Genomic DNA, 23,945 nt, shown 5'->3' on the forward strand with positions numbered 1-23,945 from the left:
CCGGCAAAGGGGTGCCCCCGACGCCCTTCCCCTCGCGGCGTTCACCTCGCGGCGGCCAGGGCGACGCTCGCGACGAAGAACGAGCCGAATAACAGCACGATGTCGTCTTCACCCGCATCGGCGCGCGCCGCGGCCCAGGCCGCTTCCACGCTGGCGAAACTGGCATGTACCGCGCCCGGCAAAGTCGCGACAAGGCTCGCCGCCAGTGCGTCGGCTGTCAGCCCGCGAGGCGTATCGCGGTCCAGTCCGGCGACGTACCAACGGTTGACGCGATCCCCCAGTGCAGCGATCACCCCATGGGTGTCCTTGTCCGACAGCGCGCCGTAGACAGCGAGCACCCTCACGCGACCCGGCTGCGCGTCGATCCACTCGGCCAGCGCCCTGGCCGCCTGTGGATTGTGTCCGACGTCGACCAGCGTCGCAGGTCGGTCGGCGATTTTCTGCAAGCGCCCCGGTACCCGCACACTGGCCAGCGCGTGGCGTATCGCTCCGGGCGGGACATCCCGTGTGGGGCCGAGGGCGTGAATGGCCGCGATAGCGGTGGCCGCGTTATCGATCTGGACGGGCGCATCCAGTGCGGGAAGCGGCAGATCGAGGACGGTGCCGTCGGCGTGGGTCCAGGTCCAGCCGCGTGTCCCGGCGCCCGGGTGCCGGCTGACCCGGAAGCTGTCGCCGGCTCGCATCACGCGCGCGCCGAGGCCTGCCAGGGCGGTGAGCAGGCCCTCGGGAGGTGCGTACTCGCCCACGATCGCCGGGCGCCCGGCGCGGGCGATCCCCGCCTTTTCGCGGCCGATGCTGTCGCGGTCCCCGCCCAGCCAGTCCTGGTGATCGAGATCGATCGTGGTGATCGCCGCCACATCGGCGTCGATGATGTTCACGGCATCCAGTCGTCCGCCGAGCCCGACTTCGAGCACCGCGACATCCAGCGACGCGCGGGACATCAGGTCGATCGCCGCCAGCGTGCCGAACTCGAAGTACGTCTGCGGGATGGTGCCTCGCGCGCGTTCGATCCGCTCGAAAGATGCGACGATGGCCTCGTCGCCGGCGTCGATGCCATCGATGCGGATGCGCTCGTTGTAGCGGATGAGATGCGGCGACGTGTAGCAACCCACGCGATAGCCGGCGGCCCGGAGCATGCCCTCGATGAGTGCGACCGTCGAGCCTTTGCCGTTGGTGCCCCCCACGGTGATCACCTTCGGCGCGGGGCGCGGCGAGCCCATCGCGGTCCAGACGGCGCGGACGCGATCGAGTCCCAGTGCGATGTCACGCGGGTGCGTGCTTTCCTGATAGGTGAGCCAGTCGGCGAGCGAACGAGTCATTGGGAAACCTTTGCACGATCGAGTTCGCGCATCCAGAAGTCGAGAGTGTGCGGTGTCGCGACGTCATCGCCCCGCTCCTTCCACGAGAGCGTGCAGAACATAGCGTCCACAGGCGCGTAGCCGCGACCCCGCCAGAACGCCTCATTGCCGCGGTGGTCATCCGGCGCACGCGGATCGGTCGCCTCGCGCCGGACCGAACAGAAGGCCGTCCAGCGAAATTCGCCGACGGTCCGGGCATGCGCCTCACGAGCGTCGAAGAATGCGTGCCCGATCCCACGCCCGCGCCACGGTGACAGCAAAACGGACTCACCGAAATAGAAAACATCGTCGAGCGGAATGCCACGCGCCAGGAAAGCCGAATGAAACGCTTCGCCATCATCGGCGAGCGGCACCCCGGTTGACGCACCGATCACCCGCCCCGACGCCTCGCGAGCCACGACGCACACACTGCGCGGCGACGCGGCGTACGAGGCAAGGTAGCCACGCTCGTAATCGCGGTCGCCCTCGTACAGATAGGGCCAGTCACGAAACACGGCGATACGGAGGCCGGCCAGCTCGTCCACGACTGGCAGGATGCCCTGCCCCACATGGACGTCGAGACGGATACCGGGAATGTCACGCATGCGGAAAGCCCGACGAAAGAGGCGTGAAGCTTAATGGCCCGATCGGCCGCGTGCACCTCCGCGGCACCGGCGAAGGTAGGCGGCATGTTCGCGCTTTGGTCCTCACTGGTCGACTGGACGAGTCTCCACGCCATCGTCCCGTTCCTGACCTTTCTCCATCTGAACGGCCTGGCCGGCGACCCGCGTGAGATCGCCGAGGCCATCCTCATATCCATCCTGCAAGTGGCGATCATCGGCTTCCTGTTCCGTCCGCTGGAGTCGGTGATTCCGGCCGAGCGCTGGACGGACCGCAGGCTGACACGGGTCGACCGGCAGTACACGCTGATGATGCTGCTCGGCATCTTCCCGATGTTCAGCTATCTGGTGCTGACACCGATCGGCAATGCCTTCGGCGGTTCGGACAACGGTCAGGCAGGCGACGACTCACTGCTGGGCATCACGCACTGGATCCCGGCACTCGACGGACATCCGCTGGCGCTGTTCCTGGTCTATTACGTCATCTACGACCTGGTCTATTACTGGATGCATCGCCTGCAGCACGCGCTGCCCTGGTGGTGGGCGCTGCACAGCATGCATCACAGCACCCGACAGATGAGCTGCTGGACCAACGATCGCGGCAGCCTCGTCGACGGTTTTCTGCAGTCGATGGTACTGGCCGGTGTCGGCCTGGTGATCGGCGTGGCGCCGACCGATTTCGCCTGGCTGATGCTGCTGGGTGAGCTCGTGCAGAATTTTTCGCATGCGAATGTGCGCGTGCGCTTCGGGCCGGTGTTCGACCGGCTGTTCGTGTCACCGGTGTTCCATCGCCTGCATCACATGCTGGTGGATCCGGATCGGCCGACGCTGCATAACTGCAACTTCGGGCAGGTGTTTTCAGTATGGGACGTGGTGTTTGGCACGGCCCTGTACGGCGAGCCGATCCGGCCGACCGGCGTGGGCGATCCGATGGTGGATGCCGATAACGGGAAGGGCCTCGTGGGGCTGCACTGGAACGCCTTCCGGCGGTTCTGGGGCGCGGTGCGCTGCAAGGCCGGATGGACGCTGGGCGATGTGGCGTTCGATGAGCGGTATCGGCCGGTGTCGGTGAAGGACATCGATCTGCATGCCCTGGAAGCGGGGCGCCCGGGCGAGCATCGGTAGCCGTCCACGAAAAACGCCAGCCTCACGGCTGGCGTTTTTCGTATCGCATCACTGCATCGGATCAGCAGTTGTCGGCACCGCCGAACGGGTCGTCGAGGATGATCGTGTCATCGCGATCGGCGCCCGTGGCGACCAGCGCCAGCTTGCAGCCCGAGAGTTCCTCGACCGCGCGCAGGTAGGCGCGAGCGGCGGGCGGCAGCTTGTTCCAGTCGCGGATACCCGCGGTGGACTCTTCCCAGCCCGGGAACTCGAGGTAGACCGGCTTGCACTCGGCCCAGCCGTCCGCGTCCAGCGGTGCGAGCTCGCGGCGCTTGCCGCGGTATTCGTACGCGATGCAGACCTTGATGCTTTCCAGGCCGTCGAGCACGTCGAGCTTGGTGATCGCCAGGCCGTCGATGCCGTTGATCTGCACGGCGCGCTTGAGCGCGACCAGATCGATCCAGCCGCAGCGACGCGGACGACCCGTGCTGGCGCCGAACTCGTTGCCCTTCTTGCGCAGCAACTCGCCCATCTCGTCGTTGAGCTCGGTCGGGAACGGACCGCCGCCGACGCGCGTGGCGTAGGCCTTGCAGATACCGAGCACGTAATCGATGTCACGTGCGCCGACGCCGGTGCCGGCGAGCGCGCCGCCCACCGTCGTGTTCGACGAAGTGACGTACGGATAGGTGCCATGGTCGATGTCGAGCAACGCGCCCTGCGCACCTTCGAACAGGATATTGCCGCCTTCCTTACGCACGTCGTGCAGGATGGTGGCGACGTCGTCGACCATCGGACGCAGGTATTCGCCCCACGTCAGGGCTTCGTCGAGGACGGTCTGATAGTCGACCGGCTCGGCCTTCAGCCACTGGGTCAGCACGAAGTTGTGATACTCGACGGCGGCCTGCACTTTCTCCGGCAGCTCGTGCGGGTACATCAGATCGGCGACGCGGATGGAGCGACGCGCGACCTTGTCCTCGTACGCGGGGCCGATGCCACGACCGGTCGTGCCGATGGCCTTGGCGCCGGAGGCGACTTCGCGCGCCTTATCGACGGCGATGTGGTACGGCATGATCAGCGGGGTCGCCGGCGAGATCTTCAGGCGCGGACGCACGTCGACGCCCTGAGCCTCGAGCTCGGCGACTTCGCTCATCAGCGCGGCCGGCGACAGCACGACGCCGTTACCGATCAGGCAGAGCGCGTCGTCGCGCAGGATGCCCGAGGGGATCAGGTGAAGGACGGTCTTCTTGCCCTTGATCACCAGCGTATGGCCGGCGTTGTGGCCACCCTGGAAACGTGCGACGGCACCGACGCGCTCGGTGAGAAGATCGACGATCTTGCCCTTGCCCTCGTCGCCCCATTGCGCGCCCAGAATAACGACTGACTTACCCATGTTGACGGTTCTCTCTAAGTGACGTTGCCCGGATGGGCGATGTGTATAGGGATCAGCGCTGACGGCCGGGGCCGTCGTTGAGATAGCGCAGGAATTCGGAATCGGGCTTGAGGACGAGCACGCCCTTGCCATCGGCGAACGACTTACGATAAGCCGCCAGGCTGCGATAGAAAGCGAAGAACTCGGGATCCTGGCTGTACGCCTGGGCGTAGATAGCGGCTGCCTGAGCGTCGCCATCACCCTTGACCTTGGTCGCGTCACGCTCCGCATCGGCCACCAGCACCGACTTCTGACGGTCGGCGTCGGCGCGGATCTTCGCCGCGCTTTCCTGGCCGGTATAACGGAGCTCGTTGGCCAGCTGCAGGCGCTCGGCGCGCATACGCTTGTAGACCGAGCCACTGACTTCGTCGGGAAGGTCGATGCGCTTGATGCGTACGTCGACCACCGAAATGCCGAGGTTCTGGCGTGCGGCGGCGTCGGTGTCCTTACGCACCTGGCCGGTGATGTCTTCACGGCCGCCGGCGATCAGGTCTTCCAGCTTGCGCGAGTTGAACTCGTGACGCAGGGCGTCCTTGACGATGGGCGTGAGGCGCTGGATCGCCTGGGTGTCGTCGCCCGACGTGGCGCGGTAATACGCCGCGTTATCGGCGATACGCCACTTCACGTAGAAGTCGACGTTGACACTCTTCTTCTCGAGCGTGAAATAACGCTCGGGCTGGGCATCGAGCCCCAGGATGCGGTTATCGAAACGCATGACCTGCTGCACGACGGGAATCTTGAAGTGCAGACCCGGCTGGTAATCCGCGCGGACGATACGGCCGAACTGCAACAGCAAGGCGTTTTCGCCTTCCCTGACGACAAAGGCGCTGTTGAAGCCCAGCAGGACGATGAGGACGACGATGAGGCCGGAAACGATCTTCACTGGGCGCTCCCCTGCTGCGGCTGGTTCGGCGTCGGGTTGGCGTCGGTGGTGGCCGACTGCACGACAGTACCGACACCGGGTACGTTGCGAATCGAGCTGTTCGGCGCTTCCACCGGCAACTGGATGATGTTCTTGCCGTTGCTGCCGTCGACGATCTTGGGATTGCCGGCCATGACCTCTTCGACCGTTTCCAGCCACAGGCGGCGGCGCGTCACTTCGGGAGCGGCGCGGTATTCCTTGAGCAACAGATTGAAGCGCTCGGCCTCGCCGTTGGCGCGTGCGATGCGCTCCACGCGATCGCCTTCCGCGACGGCCGAGATACGACCGGCGTCGCCACGGGCCAGTGGCACGACGCGGCTCTCGTAGGCGCGGGCGTTGTTCTCTTCGCTCTGCTTGTCTTCGCGCGCGGCGTTGACGTCGTCGAAGGCGTCCTTCACTTCCTTGGGCGGCGAAACGTTCTGGAAGCTGACCCCCGTCACCAGGATGCCGGCGTCGTACTTGTCGAGCGTGGCCTGGAGGATGTCGCGGGTCTGCTGCTGCAGGGTTTCCTTCGCGGCGGGCGCGACACCGGCGGCCGGCGCCTGATCCGGCGCTGGCGTGTCGACGCCCGGCGTGGTCAGGATGTTATCCATGATGTTGGCGCCGACCACGGAACGCACGGCCGCCTCGGCCGCGTTGTGGATGGTGTTTTCTTCGCGATCAGCGTTCGAATACAGGAACTTGCGCGCATCGGAGACCTGATACTGCACGTTGAAGTCGATCGCGATGATGTTCTCGTCCCGCGTCAGCATCGACACATTGTCCGAGACCGAGCGGATCTGGGTCGTCTCGACCTTGGTCACCGTCTCGACCGGGCTGGGCGCCTTCAGATGAAAGCCGGGCGGCAGAATGCGCGAGAACTGGCCGAAGCGCAGCACCACGCCGACCTGACGCGCATCGATGACCGTGTAGCTGCTGACCAGCAGCCAGGCCACGATGAACACCAGCACGATGGCGGTTACGCCGCCGCTGCCGGCGCCGAACTTGCCAAAGCGTGCCTTCAGGCTCTTCAGCGCACCGTCGAGATCGGGCTTCCGCCCGCTCGACCGGTTGCGGTTCCAGGGATCCTTCTGGCCGTTACCGGGTTCGTTCCAAGCCATGGGCGACAGTCTCCTTCGGGGACCGAGGGTGGGCGGCTGGCAAGCCATGAGGTGGCCCGGGCGGTGGGGAAGCGGCGCCGGGCACGCGAAGGCCCGTCGCCACGCCGATCGGGCACGCAAACGACGTGAATTCTATCAGATAGGGTAAGGCGGGTGCTCGCTCAGAACGCGGGATGCGGCGGATCGATCAGCTCGCGGAGCGGCCCGGCATGCACATCGTCGCCCAGCAACGGCGCCAGAACGGATCGCGGCGCGTCGATATCCAGATGCCAGCCATGCTCGTCGATGGCCTCGCCGGCGATCGCGCCCGCCGCCTTGAGGCGGGCATGCAGCCGGCCCGCCGTGAGCGGAAGCTCAAGACCCGTGCGGATGCGGTCGCCGCCGAGCAGTTCGCCCAACGCCTCTCGCAGCCCTTCGATACCCTGCCCCGTGGCGGCGGAGAGCCAGACCTGACGCGGCTTGCCGTCGTCCCCGCGATCCACCCGTGGCTCGACGTCGATCAGGTCGACCTTGTTCATCACCGACAGCTGGGGCACATCCCCGGCCCCGATCTCGTCCAGCACCTCGTCGACGACGCGACGGAGCAGCTCGCGCTCTTCGTCCGCGGCGTCACTTAGGTGAATGAGCAGGTCGGCGTCGCGCGCCTCGGCCAGCGTGGCGCGGAAAGCCGCCACGAGGTCATGCGGGAGCTCGCGGATGAAACCCACCGTGTCGGCGATCACCGCGGGCCCGCACGCGAGGCCGTCGATCTTGCGCACCGTCGGGTCCAGCGTGGCGAACAGCTGATCCGCCGCGTAGACGCCCCCGGTGGTCAGCGCGTTGAACAGCGTGGATTTGCCGGCGTTGGTATAGCCCACCAGGGCGACCCGGGGCACCGTATTTCGCAGCCGCGAGCGGCGCTGCTGGTCGCGCTGGGTCCCTACTTTCTCGAGACGCTTGCTCAGCATCTTCACGCGCTCGGCCAGCAGCCGGCGATCGGTCTCGAGCTGGGTTTCACCCGGGCCGCGGTTGCCGATGGCACCGCCACGCTGGGCGTCAAGATGGGTCCAGCCCCGGACCAGCCGGGTCGCCAGATGCTTGAGCTGAGCCAGCTCGACCTCGAGCTTGCCTTCGTGGGAGCGGGCACGCTGGGCGAAGATGTCCAGGATCAGGCCGGCGCGGTCGACCACGCGGGTCTGCAGCTGTTTTTCGAGGTTGCGCTCCTGCACCGGGGTCAGCTCGTGGTCGACGAGGACCACGTCCGCCTCCAGCGCGCGCACGGCTTCGGCGACCTCTTCGGCCTTACCGGTACCGATATAGAAACGGGGGTTGGGCTTCTCTACGCGGGCGGAGATGGTCGCAAGGACCTCGGCACCGGCGGAAGCCACCAGCTCGGCGAATTCCTCGCCGCGACGAATGGCGTCGCCTTCGCCGCGGGAATGCGGCAGCACCAGCACCGCGCGATCGCCTTTCTTTTGCCTGTCGAACACTTAGGGGGATGACCTCATCAAAAAAGGAAGGGGTGCGCGTACCCCAAGGATACGCGCACCCGCTCTTTTACATATGGGTCGCCGACGGGGGCCCCTCAACCCTCGACGTCGCCCGCGCCGGCTTCCGCGTGGTTCTCGTGGCCACCGACCCGCACGTTGCGGCTGGGCACGACCGTGGAGATGGCGTGCTTGTACACCATCTGGCTCACCTGATTGCGCAGCAGCACCACGAACTGATCGAACGACTCGATCGTGCCCTGCAGCTTGATGCCGTTCACCAGATAGATGGCGACCGGCACACGTTCGCGACGAAGCGCATTGAGAAACGGATCCTGCAACGATTGCCCTTTGGACATTTCTTCTTCTCCCCTACGCCTTCGTACGGGACCGGGTAAAAAGAACGCCTGACGGCGCCCCGGTCCAAGTGATTTGAATCTTAACTGCTTTTAAATACCGGCTGGAAGCGCCGTGCGTGAAGCCCGCGGCATCCCCAGGAACTGCTGAAGTGCCACGTCGGCCCCCGGCAGCGGATCCCCCCGGTCCGGGTCGAACGTGCGTGCGTCGAGCTCGCCGCGCAACCAGGTGATCTGGCGCTTGGCGAGTTGCCGCGTTGCATAGATACCACGGTCACGGAAGTTCGTGGCGTCTCCCTGACCATCGAGGTACTCCCAGGCCTGGCGGTAACCCACCGCACGGATGGCCGGAAGCTCGGCATGCAGGTCGCCGCGGGCGCGGAGCCGCTTCACCTCATCGAGAAAACCACCCGCGATCATGGTGTCGAAGCGGGCGGCTATCCGCTCGTGAAGCAGCTTGCGGTCATCCGGCAGCAACGCCAGCTTGAGCACCCGCCAGGGAAACGGCTCGCGGCTACCGCCCTGCTGGAGCTCGGTGAGTGTCCGGCCGGTCAGCTCCATGACCTCGAGGGCGCGCTGGACGCGCTGGGCATCGCCCGGCCGGATACGTGCACCGGCCACCGGGTCGCGTTCCGCCATCCGCTCGTGCATGGTGGCCCAGCCGACCCGCGCCGCCTCGGCGCCGATCCGCTCCCGCACGGCCGGATCGGCCTCGGGCAGATCCGACAGCCCCTGCTGCAGCGCCCGGAAGTAAAGGCCCGTGCCGCCGACGAGCAGCGGCACCCTGCCCGCTTTTCGCACCCGGTCCATCGCCGCCAGGGCGTCGGAGCGAAAGTCTGCCGCGGAATACGGCTGAGCCGGATCGCGAATGTCGACGAGCTCGTGCGGGTAACGCGCCAGCGTCGCCGCGTCGGGTTTCGCCGAACCGATATCCAGCCCGCGGTAGACGAGGGCCGAATCGACGCTGATCAGGCCCATCGGGTAGCGGTCGGCCAGCGAACAGGCAAGCGCCGTCTTGCCCGAGGCGGTCGGGCCCATCAGAAAAACGGCGAGAGGACGGTGATCGAGGGTCATGCCAGGGTACGACGAAGCAAACGATCGCAAGGGTACCGCAGCCGGTAAGATCGGCGGGCACTCAAAGGGAGAACGGAAGCATGTTGCGTGTTGCGCTGGCGCTTGCCGCCATGATGGGGGTTATCACTGCGGCGGATGCCGCGACGGTTGTGCCCACAACATATGAAGCCGGCCATTTTGTTGCCACACCCACGCTGGCCGACGGAACAAAGCTGCGCTTGCTGGTGGACACGGGCGGCGGCGGCGTCAGTTATTGGTTGCTCAAGGACGTCACCACCCGCCTGGGCCTGAAACCCATCAGTTGTCCATCGGCCCCAGACGCGGCGCTGGTGACGCCTCCGGTCTATGCGCCAGGGCACGGCCTTCCCCGGCCCACCAGGTATTGTGGCGGCGTGGGGGCCATCGCTCCAGAGGAGGGCCGCCTCGGGTACGACGGCATGATCGGCTCATCGTTCTTCCCCGAATACGTGTGGACATTCGACTACCCGGCAGAAACGCTGACGATCCAGGGAGCTGACTGGAAGCCCGCCCGGGACGCACACCCGTTAGTCATGGGACTGCCTGCCCGAAGGAAGGGCGCCGTCTACCAGGCCTTCCCGCGAGTGACCATCGGTGTCCCGGGCGAAACCGTGGATCTGCTCCTCGATACGGGAGCTACAGCCCACCCGACAAAGAAAGGTCTTGCGGAAATGCACACGCCTGTCGTCAATGGCGAAGGGGTGACCAGCTACGTCGATCACCTGGTTTTCGAGGCCTGGCACGATAGCCACCCTGACTGGCCAGTCGTCGCCGGCGCCGATGATCTGTTCGGCCCCAAGCAAACCACGCGCGCCATCCGCGTCCCCGAGATCACGATCGGCTCCTTTATCGTAGGCCCCATCTGGTTCACGGAACGCCCGGACAGCGCGTTCACGTGGATGTCCGACATGATGGACAGGCCCGTTCATGGCGCACTCGGCGGAAACGCGCTCTCGCCGTTTCGCATGACCCTGGACTACGGCAACGGAACCGCATGGCTCGAGTGCATCGGGCGATGCAAGGCGTCGCCACCGGCTGTTTATTGACCAGCGCAAGACAAGTGACTGTCGCGCAACACCAAACGCGACTTATCCACACGGTTATGCATGCGGTATCCACATTGGCTGTGGATATCGCGAGTGGCTTCCGGCGGCGGTGAGCAACGATTGACCAGCACAACCCAAGTCGTTGCTATGTAAGCCTGAATCAGACTTGTCCACACGGTTATGCAGTCGGTATCCACACAAGGTGTGGATAAGACTGCATTGAGAATCGGGAACATCCGACCTGGCTTTCTTCGCAGGGTGGGCTAGGCTCTTCAACCAGGCATCAGCACCTCAGACGAAAAAGCAGCATCGACGGTGGAGCACTGAGCACCGCGCTGATCATTAAGTGATCAGACAAACCGAAGTGTTTGTCGGCAAAGCGATATGCCGACTTATCCACACGGTTATGCAACCCGTATCCACATACCCTGTGGACAACCCATGCCGCCCCCGTCCCCAAAGAAAGCCGAGACCGGAAGCATGTCACCCGACGAGCTGGAAAAAGTCCGCGCCGAGATCGGCAAGCTCATGGCCGAGTCCGCGAAGATCAACGCTGAGGCACGGTGGTATCCCTTCGTTACAGCGGCGGGTGTTTTCGCAGCGGCTCTCGGCCTGCTGAAGCTTCTCGCCTGAAGCGACGAACCGCCGACGTCACTTCGCCGGCACGCCCATCTCCTTGAGCAGATTGTCGGCATGGTCCAGGTGATGCATTACCCACAGCATGTAGCGCACATCCACCTGGATGGAGCGATTGAGTTTCGGGTTGAACAGCCAGTCGCCACTCACCGACTCCCAGTTACCGTCAAACGCGAGGCCCACGAGCTGGCCCTTCGCATCCAGTGCCGGTGAACCCGAATTGCCACCGGTGATGTCGAGATCGGCGAGAAAGTCGACTGGCAACGTACCCAGCTTCTTCGACGCGTAGCCGTCGTAGGCCTTTGCCCTGATCGCGTCGGTCTCAGCCTTGGGCGCATTGAACGGCTCGATACCCGTATCCTTCTGCACGATGCCCTCGGCGGTGGTGAACGGCGCGTAGCTCACGCCGTCGCGCGGCGCGACGCCCTGCACATTGCCGAAGGTGACGCGAAGCGAGCTGTTGGCATCGGGATACACCGGCAGGCCCTGCGATTCCTTCCACGCGATGATCGCCTGCATGTAGCGCGGACGAAGCTTCGCCAGTTCACCGTCGCGGGCATCGTCCTGATCCTGATTCGCCTTCAGTTCCGGCAGCAGGGCATGCGCCAGCTTGAGCATGCTGTCGTCGCTGGCGGCGACGGCCTTCGCATCGACCTTGAACCATTTCATCCGCTCTGCGGTGTCGCCCAGCTTGCTGCCCTTGTAGAGCGAAGCGACCTTCGCCTGGATGGCCGGTCGCGTGTTCGCGCCAGCGAGCCAGGTGTCGAGACCGGCGAGATGCTGATCCTTCGGCAGCGCGGCATAACGGACGAGGGCGTTCGTCAGCAGATCCTGATCGGTCTGCGCGTCGTAGCGACGCTCCATCTGCTTCAGCGCGCCTTCGATACGCACCTCGTCACGCTGCTGGAAGCCGGTCTCACGCTCCATGTCCGGCTTGGCGCGCTCCTCGGCGAGGCGCGCAAGACGCACGCCTGCGGAAAACAGCTGTGTCCGCTGGATCAGCATCAGGTCGAGATCGCGCTCGCGCGTGGCCTGGTATTCGGCGAGCTTTGCTTTGAGCTGGGCGATGTCTCCGGCGAGCACCTGATTTTCCGCGCCGCCCTGCTTTGCGAGCCAGGCGGTGAGATCGGCTTCCTGCTTCTGCTTCACCGCTACCGCGTCCGCACGACGCAGCCCTTCGAGCTGGCCACCGAAGTTCTTCAGATAGTTGTTGAGGCCTGCGACGAGACTGGCGTACTTCACCGTGACCTCGGGATCGCGCTTGCCGTTGGCGGCGATCGTGTCGAGCTGCTCCTGATAAAGCTTGATCTGCGTCGGGTAGCTCCAGTCGATGGCACTCTGCACCTCCTGGGCCAGCCGATAACGGTTGGTACGACCCGGGTAGCCGACGACCATCACGTAGTCGCCCTCCTCCACACCCTGCGGATTCACCTTGATCACGTGCTTCGGGTGGTACGGCACGTTGTCCTTCGAATACGTGGCCGACTTACCGTCCTTCGACACATACGCACGCAGGTAGCTGAAGTCGCCGGTGTGGCGCGGCCACATCCAGTTGTCGACGTCACCGCCGAACTTACCGATCGACTCGGGCGGCGCGTAAACCAGACGTACGTCCTTGATCTCGAGCTGTCGGATCAGCTGATAGCTGTAGCCGCCGTGGAAGGTATAGACGTCGCAGCGATACCCGTCGGTCTCGCACGCCTTCACCAGCTCCTTCTTCGCGCGGTCGATCGCGTCGTAGCGCTGCTGGCCGGTCATCGTCGCCGTCAGCTTGCCCGTGACATCCTTCGTGACATCCCGGATCTCCTCGGTGACGAAGACGCGCATGTCGGGCGAGCCCGGCAGCTCTTCGCCGAAGTTCTTCGCCAGGAAGCCCTGCTCGATGAGGTTCTTGTCCTTGGTCGAGTTGTACTGGAGCGCGCCGTAACCACAGTGGTGGTTGGTCACGACCAGGCCGTCCGTCGACACGAATGACGCCGTGCAGCCGCCGAGACTGACGATGGCGCCCATCGGATAAGCGGTCAGATCCGTCAGCGAGGCCGGATCGAGCTTGAGCCCGTGCTGCTTGAGGATGCCTGCGATCTTCGGCAGCTGGGCCGGCTGCCACATGCCTTCGACGGCGTGAGCGGCGGGGACGAAACCGGCCGCGAGGGCGGCAGCAAGGGCGAGACGACGCATGAGGTGATGCTCCCTGAAGATGTTATAAAGTAACAATGACCGAGGCGACCTCCGGCGGTATGTGCCGGAGGTCATGGAACGCCTTACTTTGCGGGAACGCCGAGTTCACGCAGCAGGGCGTGCGACGGATAGACCTTGTCCATCAGCCAGCGCATGTAGCGCATGTCCACATGGATGGCCCGCTTGTAGCGGGGGTCGTACATCCAGCTGGCGCTGACGGCCTCCCAGTTGCTGTCGAAGTTGAGGCCGACGAGTTCGCCCCTGGCGTTAAGCACCGGCGAGCCCGAGTTACCGCCGGTCGTATCCAGATTGCTAAGGAAGTCGACCGGCATCGCGCCGGTCTTCGCATCGGTGTAGCCCGCGAAGTCGCCCTTGTGGATCGCATCGATCAGCGGTACGGGCGCATCGAACGGGAACGCCCCCGTGTTCTTCTCGACGATGCCCTGCACCGTGGTCAGTGGCGCGTAGCTGACCGCGTCGCGTGCGGCCAGTGGCGTGACCTTGCCGTAGCTGACACGCAGCGTGGAGTTCGCGTCGGGATAGACCGCCTTTCCCTGCTTTTCGCGGTAAGCGATCAGCGCCTGCATGTAAGCCGGGCGCAGGCGAAGGAGATCGCCTTCCCGCGCCTTCTTTTCTTCCTCGATGCGCAGCAGCGCAGGCCGAAGCATGCGGGCGGCGACCAGCAGGGCGTCGTTGCTTTTCGCAACGTCGGCAGGCGCGGCGGCGAACAGACGCGTGCGTTCCGCCTCCCCGGCGAACGTCGTCGCGCCGTAGATGCCGTCGAGCGCCCTGGTCAGCTCGGCCGGTGTACGACCGAACACCTTGTCGACTTCCGGCAGACGCTGCGCGTCTGGCAACTGCTGGTAGCGCGTGAGCACCGAGGTCACCAGCGCTTTCTCCACGCGCGGGTCGTAGCGGCGCTGAATCTGTTTCAGCTGACTCTGGATCAGTTCCTCGTCACGTTTCTGGTAGCCGGATTCGCGCTCGGCGTCGGCCTTCAGGCGTTCCACCGACAGACGATCGATCGACAGCGCGCCGCGCATCAGCTGAGTCTGCGACGTCAGGAGGCCCACGAGCAGGTCGCGGTCGCGCACGTCCTTGCCCTGCGCGATCAGTGCCATGGCCTGATCGATCGACGGTTTGAGCGCAGCGGCGTCGGACTGGGTCGCCAGCCACGCCAGCATTGCCGCCTCGTCCTCACGGCGAACCGCCACGGCGTCGCTGCGCTTCAGACCTTCCAGCTCACCGCTGAACCGTTTGATGTTGTTTTTGAGCGACTGCAGCTGCGAGGCGTAGCGGATGCCGGCTTCCTTGTCCGCCTTGCCCTGGGCCTCGATCACGTCCTGCAAGCCCTTGAGCACGGCGACCGACGTCGGCAGGCGCCACTCGATCTGGTCGGCGAACTCCGCCGCCGTGCGATGACGGTAGGTGGTGCCCGGGTAACCGGCCAACATGACGAAGTCGCCCTCGGCCACGCCTTCCGTCGCCAGCTTCAGATGCGAAGGCGGGTGATAGGGCACGTTGTCCGGTGAGAAGTCGGCCGGCTTGCCGTCCTTGCCGACATAGGCGCGAAGGATGGTGAAGTCACCCGCGTGGCGCGGCCAGACGAAGTTGTCGATTTCGTCGCCGTAGTTACCGATCGCCCGGGGCGGTGCATACACCAGACGGATGTCGCGCAGTTCCAGCTGACGCACCAGGTAGAAGTCGCGACCGTAGAACATGTTGGCGACACTGCACCGGATGCCGGGCTCCTTCTCGCACTCCGCGACCAGTGCCTTGCTCGCCGCATCGACGGCATCGTAGTAAGCCCTTCCCGTCTTGCCCCTCGCGTCCGCCAGGATGCGGTCGGTGACCTTGTCGAAACCTACGGTCACGCGCAGGCGGTAATCCGGGTTGGCCGGCAGCTCGCCAGCGCGGTCCGGCGCCACGAAGCCCTCGTTGATGAGATCGCGGTCCGGCCGGGTGTTGTACTGGATGACACCGAAGGCGACGTGGTGATTGGTCACCACGAGACCATCGGATGACACGAACGAGCCCGTGCCACCGCCAATGCGGACGACCGCATTCAGGGGCGCTTTCGTCAGGTCGGCGAGGTCCTTGGGATCGCCCCCAAAGCCGGCATCCTTGAGATTCTTCGCAATCGAAGGCAGCTGCGACGGCAGCCACATGCCTTCGTCGGCCTTCGCATCCAGCGCCAGCGCCATGGCGGCTCCCAGCATCATCGATCGGATTCGCATTTTCGTTGCCCCTGTCGGTCTTGCAAAGCGGTCCCGACCATAGAGGCCCCGGGCCCTCGCTGGCAATGCCGCGCCGCATCACGAACGGGGGATGGACGGGCCTATAATGGCGGTTTGGGTCCAGCCCCGGACCTTCCCCGCACGGAACCTTTGAGCCCATGCAGCAGACGATGAAAGCGCTCGTGAAGCGCAAGCCCGAGCAAGGCATCTGGATGGAAGAAGTGCCGGTGCCGCAGGTCGGCCCGAACGAAGTCCTGATCAAGATCGAAAAGACAGCCATCTGCGGAACGGACCTGCACATCTACAAGTGGGACGAGTGGTCCCAGCGCACCATCACGCCTGGCCTCACCATCGGCCACGAGTTCGTCGGTCGCATCGCCGAGATCGGCCCGGGCGTCACCGGCTACAACATCGGCGACCGCGTCTCGGCCGAAGGCCACATCGTCTGCGGCCATTGCCGCAACTGTCGCGCCGGCCGTCAGCACCTGTGCCCGAACACCACGGGTATCGGCGTGAACCGCAACGGTGCCTTCGCCGAATACATGACCATGCCGGCCTCCAACCTGTGGCCGATCCCGGACCAGATTCCGTCCGAGCTGGCCGCTTTCTTCGACCCTTATGGCAACGCCGCGCACTGCGCACTCGAGTTCGACCTGATCGGTGAAGATGTCCTGATCACCGGCGCCGGTCCGATCGGCATCATCGCCGCAGGTATCGCCAAGCACGTCGGTGCGCGCAACGTGGTCGTCACCGATGTCAACGACTACCGCCTGAAGCTCGCCGCCGACATGGGCGCCACGCGCGTGGTCAACGTGTCCAAGCAGTCGCTCAAGGACACCGTGAAGGACCTGCACATCGAAGGCTTCGACGTAGGTCTGGAGATGAGCGGCAACCCCCGCGCCTTCGGCGACATGCTCGACTGTATGTACCACGGCGGCAAGATCGCCATGCTCGGCATCATGCCGCGTGGCGCCGGTATCGACTGGGACAAGGTCATCTTCAAGGGGCTCACCCTGCAGGGCATCTACGGCCGGAAGATGTACGAGACCTGGTACAAGATGACCCAGATGGTGCTCACCGGCTTCCCGTTGCAGAAGGTGCTGACGCATCAGATCGCGATCGACGATTTCCAGAAGGGCTTCGACCTGATGGACGCCGGTCACTGCGGCAAGGTGGTCTGCTCATGGACGTGACCTACCCCGGCCAGACCCGTTTCGCCAGCGAGCTCGACGCCATCCGCGAACAGGGTCTGTTCAAGAAGGAGCGCATCATCGTCTCGCCGCAGTCGGCCGAGATCGAACTGGAAGGTGGCCGCAAGGTCCTCAATTTCTGTGCGAACAACTACCTCGGCCTGGCCGATCACCCCGACGTGATCCAGGCGGCCAAGGACGCGCTCGACACGCACGGCTTCGGCATGGCCAGTGTGCGCTTCATCTGCGGCACGCAGGATCTGCACAAGGAACTGGAGGCGAAGATCGCCACGTTCTTCGGCAAGGAGGACACGATCCTCTACGCCGCCTGCTTCGACGCCAACGGCGGTCTGTTCGAGCCGCTGCTGGGCGAGGAAGACGCGGTCATTTCCGACTCGCTCAACCACGCCTCGATCATCGATGGCATCCGCCTGTGCAAGGCAAAGCGTTTCCGCTACGCCAACTGCGACATGGCCGATCTCGAGGCCCAGCTGCAGGCCGCCGATGCGGCGGGCGCACGCACCAAGCTGATCACCACCGACGGCGCGTTTTCGATGGACGGCTTCGTCGCCCCGCTGGCCGAGATCACCGCCCTGGCGAAGAAGTACGACGCGCTGGTCCACATCGACGAGTGCCACTGCACCGGCTTCCTGGGCGATACCGGCCGCGGCTCGGCCGAACTGCACGGCGTGCTCGACAAGATCGACATCATCACCGGCACGCTGGGCAAGGCACTCGGTGGCGCCCTGGGCGGTTTCACCACCGGCCGCCGTGAAGTCATCGAACTGCTGCGCCAGCGCTCGCGTCCGTACCTGTTCTCCAACTCGTTGCCGCCGCACGTCGTCGCCGCCGGTACCAAGGTCTTCGACATGCTGGATGCCGCCGGCGACCTGCGCGAGAAGGTAAAGGAAAACACCCGCTATTTCCGCGAGAAGATGACCGAAGCCGGTTTCGACATCCGTCCGGGTCAGCATCCGATCGTGCCGGTGATGATTTACGACGCGAAGCAGGCGCAGGCCATGGCTACGGAGTTGCTGGAGGAAGGCATCTACGTCACGGGCTTCTTCTTCCCCGTCGTGCCGCAAGGCAAGGCACGTATCCGCACCCAGATGAGCGCGGCGCATACAAGGGAACATCTGGATCACGCGATCACGGCGTTCACCCGGGTGGGAAAGAAGCTGGGCGTGTTGAAGGGCTGAGGGTCTTCCTCAACCGGTGAGAGCCAGCCCGCTCACGATGGGCGCTGGCCTCACCGCCTCCGCAGGCCGGACACCTCAGCCTCACTCAAATGCCGCCACTGCCCCTTGGCCAGTTCGCCAAGGAGCAAGTCACCGATCGCCACCCGCACCAGTCGCTGCACCTCGAACCCCAGCGCCGCCATCAACCGGCGGATATGCCGGTTGCGTCCCTCGTCGAGCGTGACCTCGAGCCAGGCCGTCTTCTCGCCCTGCCGCAACAACGCCGCCGCACCCGCACGCAGCGGCTCGCCTTCATCGATGACGCCGCCGAGCATCGCCGCGATGGTCGACGCGTCCGGTTGTCCCGCCACCTGCACGTGATAGGTCTTCGGCACGTGCGTCGCCGGCTCGGTGATACCAGCCGCCCAGACGGTGTCGTTCGACAGAAGCAGCAAGCCTTCGCTCGCCTTGTCGAGCCGACCCACCGGCCCGACCCAGGGCAACCCGGCACCTTCGAGCAGCCCATAGACCGTATCCCGCCCGCGATCGTCGGACGCGGAGACCACCACGCCTCGGGGCTTGTTCATGACGAGATACACGGGCGCGGCGGCGACCGCCCCCGCACCATCCAGCTCGATCCGCTCGCTCCCCGTGATCCGGAACTCGGGATCGCGCACGATCTTTCCATCCACTTTAACCCGCCCCTCGCGCGCGGCCTTTTCCGCCTGGCTACGCGAGCAGACACCGCGTTTGGACAACACGCGCGCGACCCCGAAGGTGGGCTGAGATGGCCGTCTGGCGCGCAGCGGCGTCGGCGTTCTGACAGGAGGGCGAGGCATATGTCTAGGATAGTGGAAGCGGTTCTTCTGGCGGGAGGATCGCCTTGGCGGGCTCGGCTTGCGCCATCGCACCTTGGCTTTGTCGCGGCGTGTCGTGGCGCGTTGAAGAGCCGGCGGGTGCCACCCTCGCGTCCACGCCTGCGGCGACCCCTCAGGGAAGGGCCGCTCCGCGGCCGTATTTCAATGGCCTTCGGCCGGGTCGGGCTCCGACTGGGGGTTTTCGAGTCGGCTGTCCCTGCCTCCCCGAAAACGGCCGGTCATCCCTGACCGGCCCCCTGCGGGCCTCTTCCAGTCGGAGCCCTCGCCTGCGGCTACCGGACGCGAGGGTGGCACCCGCCGGCTCTTTCGGGGACTGAGGCAGCGTGGGGTCGAGCGGCGGTGCGCTTCGTTGGCTGGGACCGCTCGCTTGCCTGGGGTGCATGGCCTCGTTCGCCTTAGTGGGGCTGAGGGTTCGCGAACGGGGTTCGCTCCTACCGCACGGCGACCGCAATGGGGGGATACATGGCGGCCTGTAGGAGCGCGCCCTGCGCGCGAAAAGCCAACGGAGCGAAGAAGCCACACCCCGCTCGACCACCAACCCACCTCGGTACACCAAAGAGACGGCGGGGGTGACCCTCGCGGCCGGTAGCCGCAGGCGAGGGCTTCGACTGGACAAGGCCGCGCAGGCGGGGCCGGTCAGGGATGACCGGCCGTTTTCGGGGAGGCAGGGACAGCCGACTCGAAAACCCCCAGGCGAAGCCCGACCCCGCCCGTAGGGCAATAAGCATACGGCCGCGATAGCGGCCCTTCCTTGAGGGGTCGCCGCAGGCGTGGCCGCGAGGGTCACCCCCGCCGGCTCTCCAACACGACACGACACGCCGCGACAAAACCAAACGCGATGGCGCAGCCGAGCCCAACACCTCCCCAAAAAACGCAAAAAAAACGGCATGCCGGAGCATGCCGTTTCGGAAAATACGTTGAAGGGTTCCCGTCAGATCTTCGCGATACCTTCGGGGCGCTTGGCGCCGGCGAAGTGCTTGGACCAGTAAGCCTCGTTGAGGTTATCCACGCGCACCGTCTTGCCTGCCGACGGAGAATGGATGAACTGGCCGTTGTCGATGTAGATGCCGACGTGCGAGATGGCCTTGCCGCGGGTGCGGAAGAAGACCAGGTCACCCGTCTTCATCTCGTTGCGCTTGACCTTCAGGCCGGCGAGGAACTGGCTGGCCGAGTTGGTCGGGAGGTCGAGGCCGATGCTGTGCGAGAAGACGTAGCGGACAAAACCGCTGCAGTCGAAGCCGGTGGACGGGGCGCGGCCACCGCGGTGGTAACGGATATCGCGGAGCTTCATGGCGAAGGCCAGGAGGGCCTCGCGGGCATGACCGTCGACGTGACCGGCCAGCTTGTCGGTGGCGGCGGCGACGAGGCTGTCGTCGTCATCGTCACCCAGTGTGTCGTCGTCGCTGGCGGCCGGAGCGGCAACCTTGGCGGCGGCAACCGGCGCCTTAGGGGCAACCAGGGAAGCGACGTCAGGGATGGCCGACTGGGCCAGGGCATTCGCCGGGGCGAAGACCGGAAGATCAGTGAGAAGAAGCGTCGCGGACTGGTCAAGACCCTGTGGAGCGGTGACCGTGTCGGCGATAACGGGTGTGACAGCAGCGAAACAGCAGGAGGCTAACGCGAGAGCGGTCAGTCGCTTTAAATGCATGAGCGAGAAGGCCTATTCATCGTGAAGTTAAGCCGCCGTGAAGGTGAGACGACCGTGAACGAGTGGTGAAGTTACCAAACCCCCTCGCCCTAGTTGTTGGCATAAAGTTAAAAAACGCCTGTCCTAGGAAACATTCATACAAGTCGCAGGAAAGCGCGGAAAACAGGCCGGAAACCTGAACCGATATAAGCACTTGGATTCACATATGTGATGGCCCGGACGGCCCCTCGCGGGCGGCGGGGAGCCGAAAACGTGCATCCGGTCACGTCAGGCGTTGTACGCCCTGGCGCCAAACAAGGCGCTGCCTACCCTCACCTCAGTGCTGCCCTCGGCGATGGCCAGGGCGAAGTCACCGCTCATGCCCATCGACAGGCGATCGACCTTGTGGCCGGCCTCGCGGGCGGTGTTACGACATTGATACAGGGTCCGGAAGCAGCCGCTGACGATGCCCTCGTCTTCGGATGCCTCAGCCAGCGTCATCAACCCACGCACCCGCAGCGACGAGAACGCACGGAGCTGATCGAGGAACGCGGGAAGCATGTCCGGGGCGAGCCCGAACTTGCTGTCCTCGCGGGAGGTCTTGACCTGGATGAGGACATCGATCGCCCTGCCTTCGGCCTGCAGCGCCTTGTCCAGCGCGACGGCCAGATCCAGGCGGTCCAGCGACTGGACCTCGGACGCGAGCCGGGCAACGGGCCTGGCCTTGTTCGTCTGCAGGTGCCCGATGACCACCCAGTCCAGCGCCTCGGCCGCCAGGTCGGCGGCCTTGGCCTGAATCTCCTGCACCTTGTTCTCGCCGAAACGTCGCAGGCCGAGGCCGACGGCCTCACGGACCACGTCACTGCCGAAGGTCTTGCTGACCGGTAACAACGTCACTTCGGAGGGATCGCGCCCCACGCTGACGCAGGCCGCGGCGATCCGGCCCCGCACGATCGCGAGGCGACCGGCGAGCGTATCGGCACCTGCGGTCGTACCGGCACCAGCGGTCATGCCCTGGACGCTTCCTGAAAGTGCCGGGCGACGACGTCGGCCACCACCATGCTTACGCGCTTGCCCGTCGGGATGTGCAGGAACTCATTCGGGCCGTGCGCGTTGGAATGCGGCCCCAGCACGCCGGTGATGAGGAACTGGGCCTGCGGGAATTTCTCGCCCAGCATGCCCATGAAAGGAATGCTGCCGCCCTCACCCATGTAGGCGGCCGGAGCACCGAAGTAGTGCTCGGATGCCTTCGCGACGGCCTCTTCCAGCCACGGCGAGAGCGCTGGCGCGTTCCAGCCGCTACCATCCTTCTCGAGCGCAAAGCTGACCTTCGCGCCGTACGGGGGATCCTTCTCGAGCAGTTCCTTGAGGAACTTGCCGGCTTCGGCACCCGACAGTGTCGGCGGTACGCGCAGGCTGAGCTTGACCGCGGTCTTCGGGCGCAGCACGTTGCCGGCGCTGTCCAGCGGCGGCATGCCGCCCACACCGGTCACGGCCAGCTGCGGACGCCAGGTGCGGTTGAGCACGAGCTCGGTCAGATCGCTGGTGGTGGGCTTCATGCCTTCGACAAACGGGAACTTGTCGTAAATGTCCGTGCCGAGCACGTCGGCCGAGCGACGCGCCTGCTCGATACGCTGCGCGGGGATATCGGCGTACAGCTCCTTCGGCACGATCTCACCGGTCTGCGGGTTCTCCAGACGGCTGAGGATGTCGCGCAAAATACGGAAGCTGGAAGGCACGACGCCCGACGCGTCGCCGGAATGCACACCCTCTTCGAGCACCTGTACGGTCAGGTTACCGCCGGTCATGCCGCGCAGCGACGTGGTCAGCCAGAGCTGGTCGTAGTTGCCGCAACCGGAGTCGAGGCAGACCACGAGGGCCGGGTTGCCGATGCGGTCGGCCAGGTGGTCCACGTAGTAAGGCAGGTCGTAGCTGCCCGACTCTTCGCAGGCCTCGATCATGATCACGCAGCGCGCGTGCGGCACGCCCTGCTCGCGCAGCGCCAGCAGCGCCGCCAGCGAGCCGAAGATCGCGTAGCCGTCATCCGCGCCGCCACGACCGTAAAGCTTGTCGCCCTTGAGCACCGGCGTCCACGGGCCGAGGTCCTCGGCCCAGCCCGTCATCTCCGGCTGCTTGTCGAGGTGGCCGTAGAGCACGACGGTCTCGTCCGTGCCCTTGCCGGTCACGCCCTGCGCGGGCACGTCGATGTAGATCAGCGGCGTACGGCCCTCGAGGCGGACCACCTCGAGCGTGGCGCCCTCGAACGCCGGCAGCTTGGAGCGCGCCCACGTTTCCATCAGTGTCACGGCCTGATCCATGTACCCGTGCTCGCGCCACTGCGCATCGAACATGGGCGACTTGTTCGGAATGCGGATGTACTCGACCAGCTGCGGGACGATTTCCGCGTCCCAGAGGCCGCTGACGAAGGAAGAAATGCGCGAGGTATCCATGGCGGGCACGACTCTGTGGGACAAAGGACGATTGTAACAGCGCCGACAGGGGTGACCTTCACACCGTGGTCCGGCTCCGTCGCGCCGTGATGCGGGCGACGCACGCTGACAACGCCGCCGCGCCGGTATGCGACGCCGGTTGCGCAGCGCAGAGTGCCCGGGCGTCATCCGACGCGCCTACCCAGGAGATTTCACCGTGAACTACCGTCTGTTCGCCCTCGCCGGCCTTCTCGCCTGCCTGCCCGCCTTCGCCTCCACCCCCGTCAACGTGAACACGGCCGATGCCTCTACGCTCGCGCAGTCACTCGATGGCGTCGGCCTCGCCAAGGCTCAGGCGATCGTGGCGTGGCGGGAAGCCAATGGCAGCTTCGAATCCGCCGACCAGCTCGTCGAGGTCAAGGGCATCGGCCAGTCCCTCGTCGACCGCAACCGGGACGCCATCCAGGTGGACGGAGGTGCCAAAACCGCAAAGAGCGCCAAGCCGCCCCGCGCCGCCAAAGCGAAGGCCAGGGCGAAGGCGGCCGACGCGGACGAGTGACCCCTCCCCCTTTCGCCGCCGGCGGAACGCGCTACACTCGCGCCCCATGCCGGCGGCGCTTCTGCCCTGCCGACGTGACCAGGGGCCAGACGAAAGCAATGATCCTGCCGCGTTACCGCATCGCCGCTTCCGCCATCCCCGGCGCAGGCAAAGGTCTGTTCGTCGATGAATTCGTCGCCGCGGGCCGTATCGTCACCGCGCCTGACGCGATCGACCAGACGCACCGCTGGGACGACATCATGGCGTCCCCCGCCCTGTCCGCCGACCTTCACGCCGCCGCGCGCTGGTTCGAGGACCGCTACACGGTGTCGCCCGACTGGCCGGACGAGTGCTACGTGAATCACAGCTTCGAGCCCACCGGCCTCTGGCACCTGGGCTTCATCTTTGCGGCGAAGGATCTCGCGCAAGGCACTGAAATCACTGTCGATTACCGACACCTTCTCGCGCCGGGCCAGGAAGAGAGCTTTAATGACGCGGCAAGTGGTGAGAAAATAACCGGCTTGCCCTGGCAGGAAAGCCTCGCGCAGTCCACGCGCGCCCTGGCAGCTCTGCTCGGCTGAA

21 protein-coding genes are annotated in these 23,945 nt (G+C 65.4%); 7 read left to right on the forward strand and 14 right to left on the reverse strand.

Annotated features, from left to right (window positions below):
* Positions 1 to 41 precede the first annotated feature (41 nt).
* Complete coding sequence (folC, locus tag FA87_RS12275; RefSeq protein WP_043694848.1) at positions 42 to 1,319, reverse strand: bifunctional tetrahydrofolate synthase/dihydrofolate synthase; 1,278 nt, start codon at positions 1,317 to 1,319, stop codon at positions 42 to 44.
* Positions 1,316 to 1,942: a hypothetical protein gene (locus tag FA87_RS12280; protein ID WP_052191337.1), complete on the reverse strand. Its 627-nt coding sequence runs from the start codon at positions 1,940 to 1,942 to the stop codon at positions 1,316 to 1,318. Before FA87_RS12280 ends, folC begins: the two co-directional genes overlap by 4 nt.
* 84 nt (positions 1,943 to 2,026) lie before the next feature.
* Here FA87_RS12280 and FA87_RS12285 point away from each other — a divergent pair, with 84 nt between their 5' ends.
* A complete protein-coding gene (locus tag FA87_RS12285) occupies positions 2,027 to 3,082 on the forward strand; it encodes a sterol desaturase family protein (RefSeq protein ID WP_043694851.1) in 1,056 nt (351 codons plus the stop codon).
* Positions 3,083 to 3,143: 61 nt separating this feature from the next.
* Here the strand turns inward: FA87_RS12285 and FA87_RS12290 are convergent, their stop codons facing one another.
* From FA87_RS12290 to miaA, 6 genes are all read right to left on the reverse strand, one after another.
* A complete protein-coding gene (locus FA87_RS12290) occupies positions 3,144 to 4,451 on the reverse strand; it encodes an adenylosuccinate synthase (protein ID WP_036111897.1) in 1,308 nt (435 codons plus the stop codon).
* Between the two features lie 52 nt (positions 4,452 to 4,503).
* Positions 4,504 to 5,373, reverse strand: coding sequence for a protease modulator HflC (hflC, locus tag FA87_RS12295; RefSeq protein ID WP_036111893.1), 870 nt, complete (start codon positions 5,371 to 5,373; stop codon positions 4,504 to 4,506).
* Positions 5,370 to 6,512 (reverse strand): protease modulator HflK, encoded by a 1,143-nt coding sequence (locus FA87_RS12300; RefSeq protein ID WP_052191338.1) that lies wholly within the window; start codon positions 6,510 to 6,512, stop codon positions 5,370 to 5,372. Before FA87_RS12300 ends, hflC begins: the two co-directional genes overlap by 4 nt.
* A gap of 161 nt (positions 6,513 to 6,673) precedes the next feature.
* Positions 6,674 to 7,981, reverse strand: a complete 1,308-nt coding sequence (gene hflX / locus FA87_RS12305) for a ribosome rescue GTPase HflX (protein WP_043694853.1) — start codon at positions 7,979 to 7,981, stop codon at positions 6,674 to 6,676.
* A gap of 95 nt (positions 7,982 to 8,076) precedes the next feature.
* Positions 8,077 to 8,337, reverse strand: a complete 261-nt coding sequence (gene hfq, locus FA87_RS12310; RefSeq protein ID WP_036111888.1) for an RNA chaperone Hfq — start codon at positions 8,335 to 8,337, stop codon at positions 8,077 to 8,079.
* Positions 8,338 to 8,427: 90 nt separating this feature from the next.
* Positions 8,428 to 9,408 (reverse strand): tRNA (adenosine(37)-N6)-dimethylallyltransferase MiaA, encoded by a 981-nt coding sequence (miaA, locus tag FA87_RS12315; RefSeq protein WP_051943441.1) that lies wholly within the window; start codon positions 9,406 to 9,408, stop codon positions 8,428 to 8,430.
* Positions 9,409 to 9,488: 80 nt separating this feature from the next.
* Between miaA and FA87_RS12320 the strand changes: the two genes are divergently transcribed.
* Both FA87_RS12320 and FA87_RS21005 read left to right on the forward strand, forming a co-directional pair.
* Positions 9,489 to 10,472: a hypothetical protein gene (locus FA87_RS12320; protein ID WP_043694856.1), complete on the forward strand. Its 984-nt coding sequence runs from the start codon at positions 9,489 to 9,491 to the stop codon at positions 10,470 to 10,472.
* Positions 10,473 to 10,952: 480 nt separating this feature from the next.
* Positions 10,953 to 11,105 (forward strand): hypothetical protein, encoded by a 153-nt coding sequence (locus FA87_RS21005; RefSeq protein WP_043694859.1) that lies wholly within the window; start codon positions 10,953 to 10,955, stop codon positions 11,103 to 11,105.
* An 18-nt stretch (positions 11,106 to 11,123) separates the two neighbouring features.
* Here the strand turns inward: FA87_RS21005 and FA87_RS12330 are convergent, their stop codons facing one another.
* Both FA87_RS12330 and FA87_RS12335 read right to left on the reverse strand, forming a co-directional pair.
* A complete protein-coding gene (locus tag FA87_RS12330; RefSeq protein WP_043694862.1) occupies positions 11,124 to 13,286 on the reverse strand; it encodes a S46 family peptidase in 2,163 nt (720 codons plus the stop codon).
* Positions 13,287 to 13,369: 83 nt separating this feature from the next.
* Positions 13,370 to 15,523: a S46 family peptidase gene (locus tag FA87_RS12335; RefSeq protein ID WP_043694863.1), complete on the reverse strand. Its 2,154-nt coding sequence runs from the start codon at positions 15,521 to 15,523 to the stop codon at positions 13,370 to 13,372.
* A gap of 170 nt (positions 15,524 to 15,693) precedes the next feature.
* Here FA87_RS12335 and tdh point away from each other — a divergent pair, with 170 nt between their 5' ends.
* A complete protein-coding gene (gene tdh, locus FA87_RS12340; protein ID WP_043698085.1) occupies positions 15,694 to 16,716 on the forward strand; it encodes an L-threonine 3-dehydrogenase in 1,023 nt (340 codons plus the stop codon).
* Positions 16,707 to 17,912 (forward strand): glycine C-acetyltransferase, encoded by a 1,206-nt coding sequence (kbl, locus tag FA87_RS12345; RefSeq protein WP_197062412.1) that lies wholly within the window; start codon positions 16,707 to 16,709, stop codon positions 17,910 to 17,912. Before tdh ends, kbl begins: the two co-directional genes overlap by 10 nt.
* Positions 17,913 to 17,962: 50 nt before the next feature.
* Here the strand turns inward: kbl and FA87_RS12350 are convergent, their stop codons facing one another.
* The 4 genes from FA87_RS12350 to FA87_RS12365 all read right to left on the reverse strand — a co-directional run bounded on the left by FA87_RS12350 (position 17,963) and on the right by FA87_RS12365 (position 22,846).
* Positions 17,963 to 18,652, reverse strand: coding sequence for a pseudouridine synthase (locus FA87_RS12350; protein WP_239709087.1), 690 nt, complete (start codon positions 18,650 to 18,652; stop codon positions 17,963 to 17,965).
* Between the two features lie 1,048 nt (positions 18,653 to 19,700).
* Positions 19,701 to 20,417, reverse strand: coding sequence for a C40 family peptidase (locus FA87_RS12355; RefSeq protein ID WP_043694865.1), 717 nt, complete (start codon positions 20,415 to 20,417; stop codon positions 19,701 to 19,703).
* A 267-nt stretch (positions 20,418 to 20,684) separates the two neighbouring features.
* Positions 20,685 to 21,407: a YggS family pyridoxal phosphate-dependent enzyme gene (locus tag FA87_RS12360; protein ID WP_043694868.1), complete on the reverse strand. Its 723-nt coding sequence runs from the start codon at positions 21,405 to 21,407 to the stop codon at positions 20,685 to 20,687.
* On the reverse strand, positions 21,404 to 22,846 hold the full coding sequence (locus FA87_RS12365) for a M20 family metallopeptidase (RefSeq protein WP_043694871.1): 1,443 nt from the start codon (positions 22,844 to 22,846) through the stop codon (positions 21,404 to 21,406). The genes FA87_RS12360 and FA87_RS12365 overlap by 4 nt, the downstream gene beginning before the upstream one ends.
* 196 nt (positions 22,847 to 23,042) lie before the next feature.
* On the opposite strand from FA87_RS12365, the gene FA87_RS12370 reads away from it, so the two are divergent.
* Both FA87_RS12370 and FA87_RS12375 read left to right on the forward strand, forming a co-directional pair.
* The gene (locus tag FA87_RS12370; RefSeq protein ID WP_043694874.1) at positions 23,043 to 23,384 is read left to right on the forward strand and encodes a helix-hairpin-helix domain-containing protein; all 342 of its coding nucleotides are present in this window, start codon (positions 23,043 to 23,045) and stop codon (positions 23,382 to 23,384) included.
* A 98-nt stretch (positions 23,385 to 23,482) separates the two neighbouring features.
* Positions 23,483 to 23,944, forward strand: a complete 462-nt coding sequence (locus FA87_RS12375; RefSeq protein WP_043694877.1) for an SET domain-containing protein — start codon at positions 23,483 to 23,485, stop codon at positions 23,942 to 23,944.
* Position 23,945: the final 1 nt, after the last annotated feature.

The organism is Luteibacter sp. 9133 (assembly GCF_000800155.1).
Classification (GTDB): domain Bacteria; phylum Pseudomonadota; class Gammaproteobacteria; order Xanthomonadales; family Rhodanobacteraceae; genus Luteibacter; species Luteibacter mycovicinus.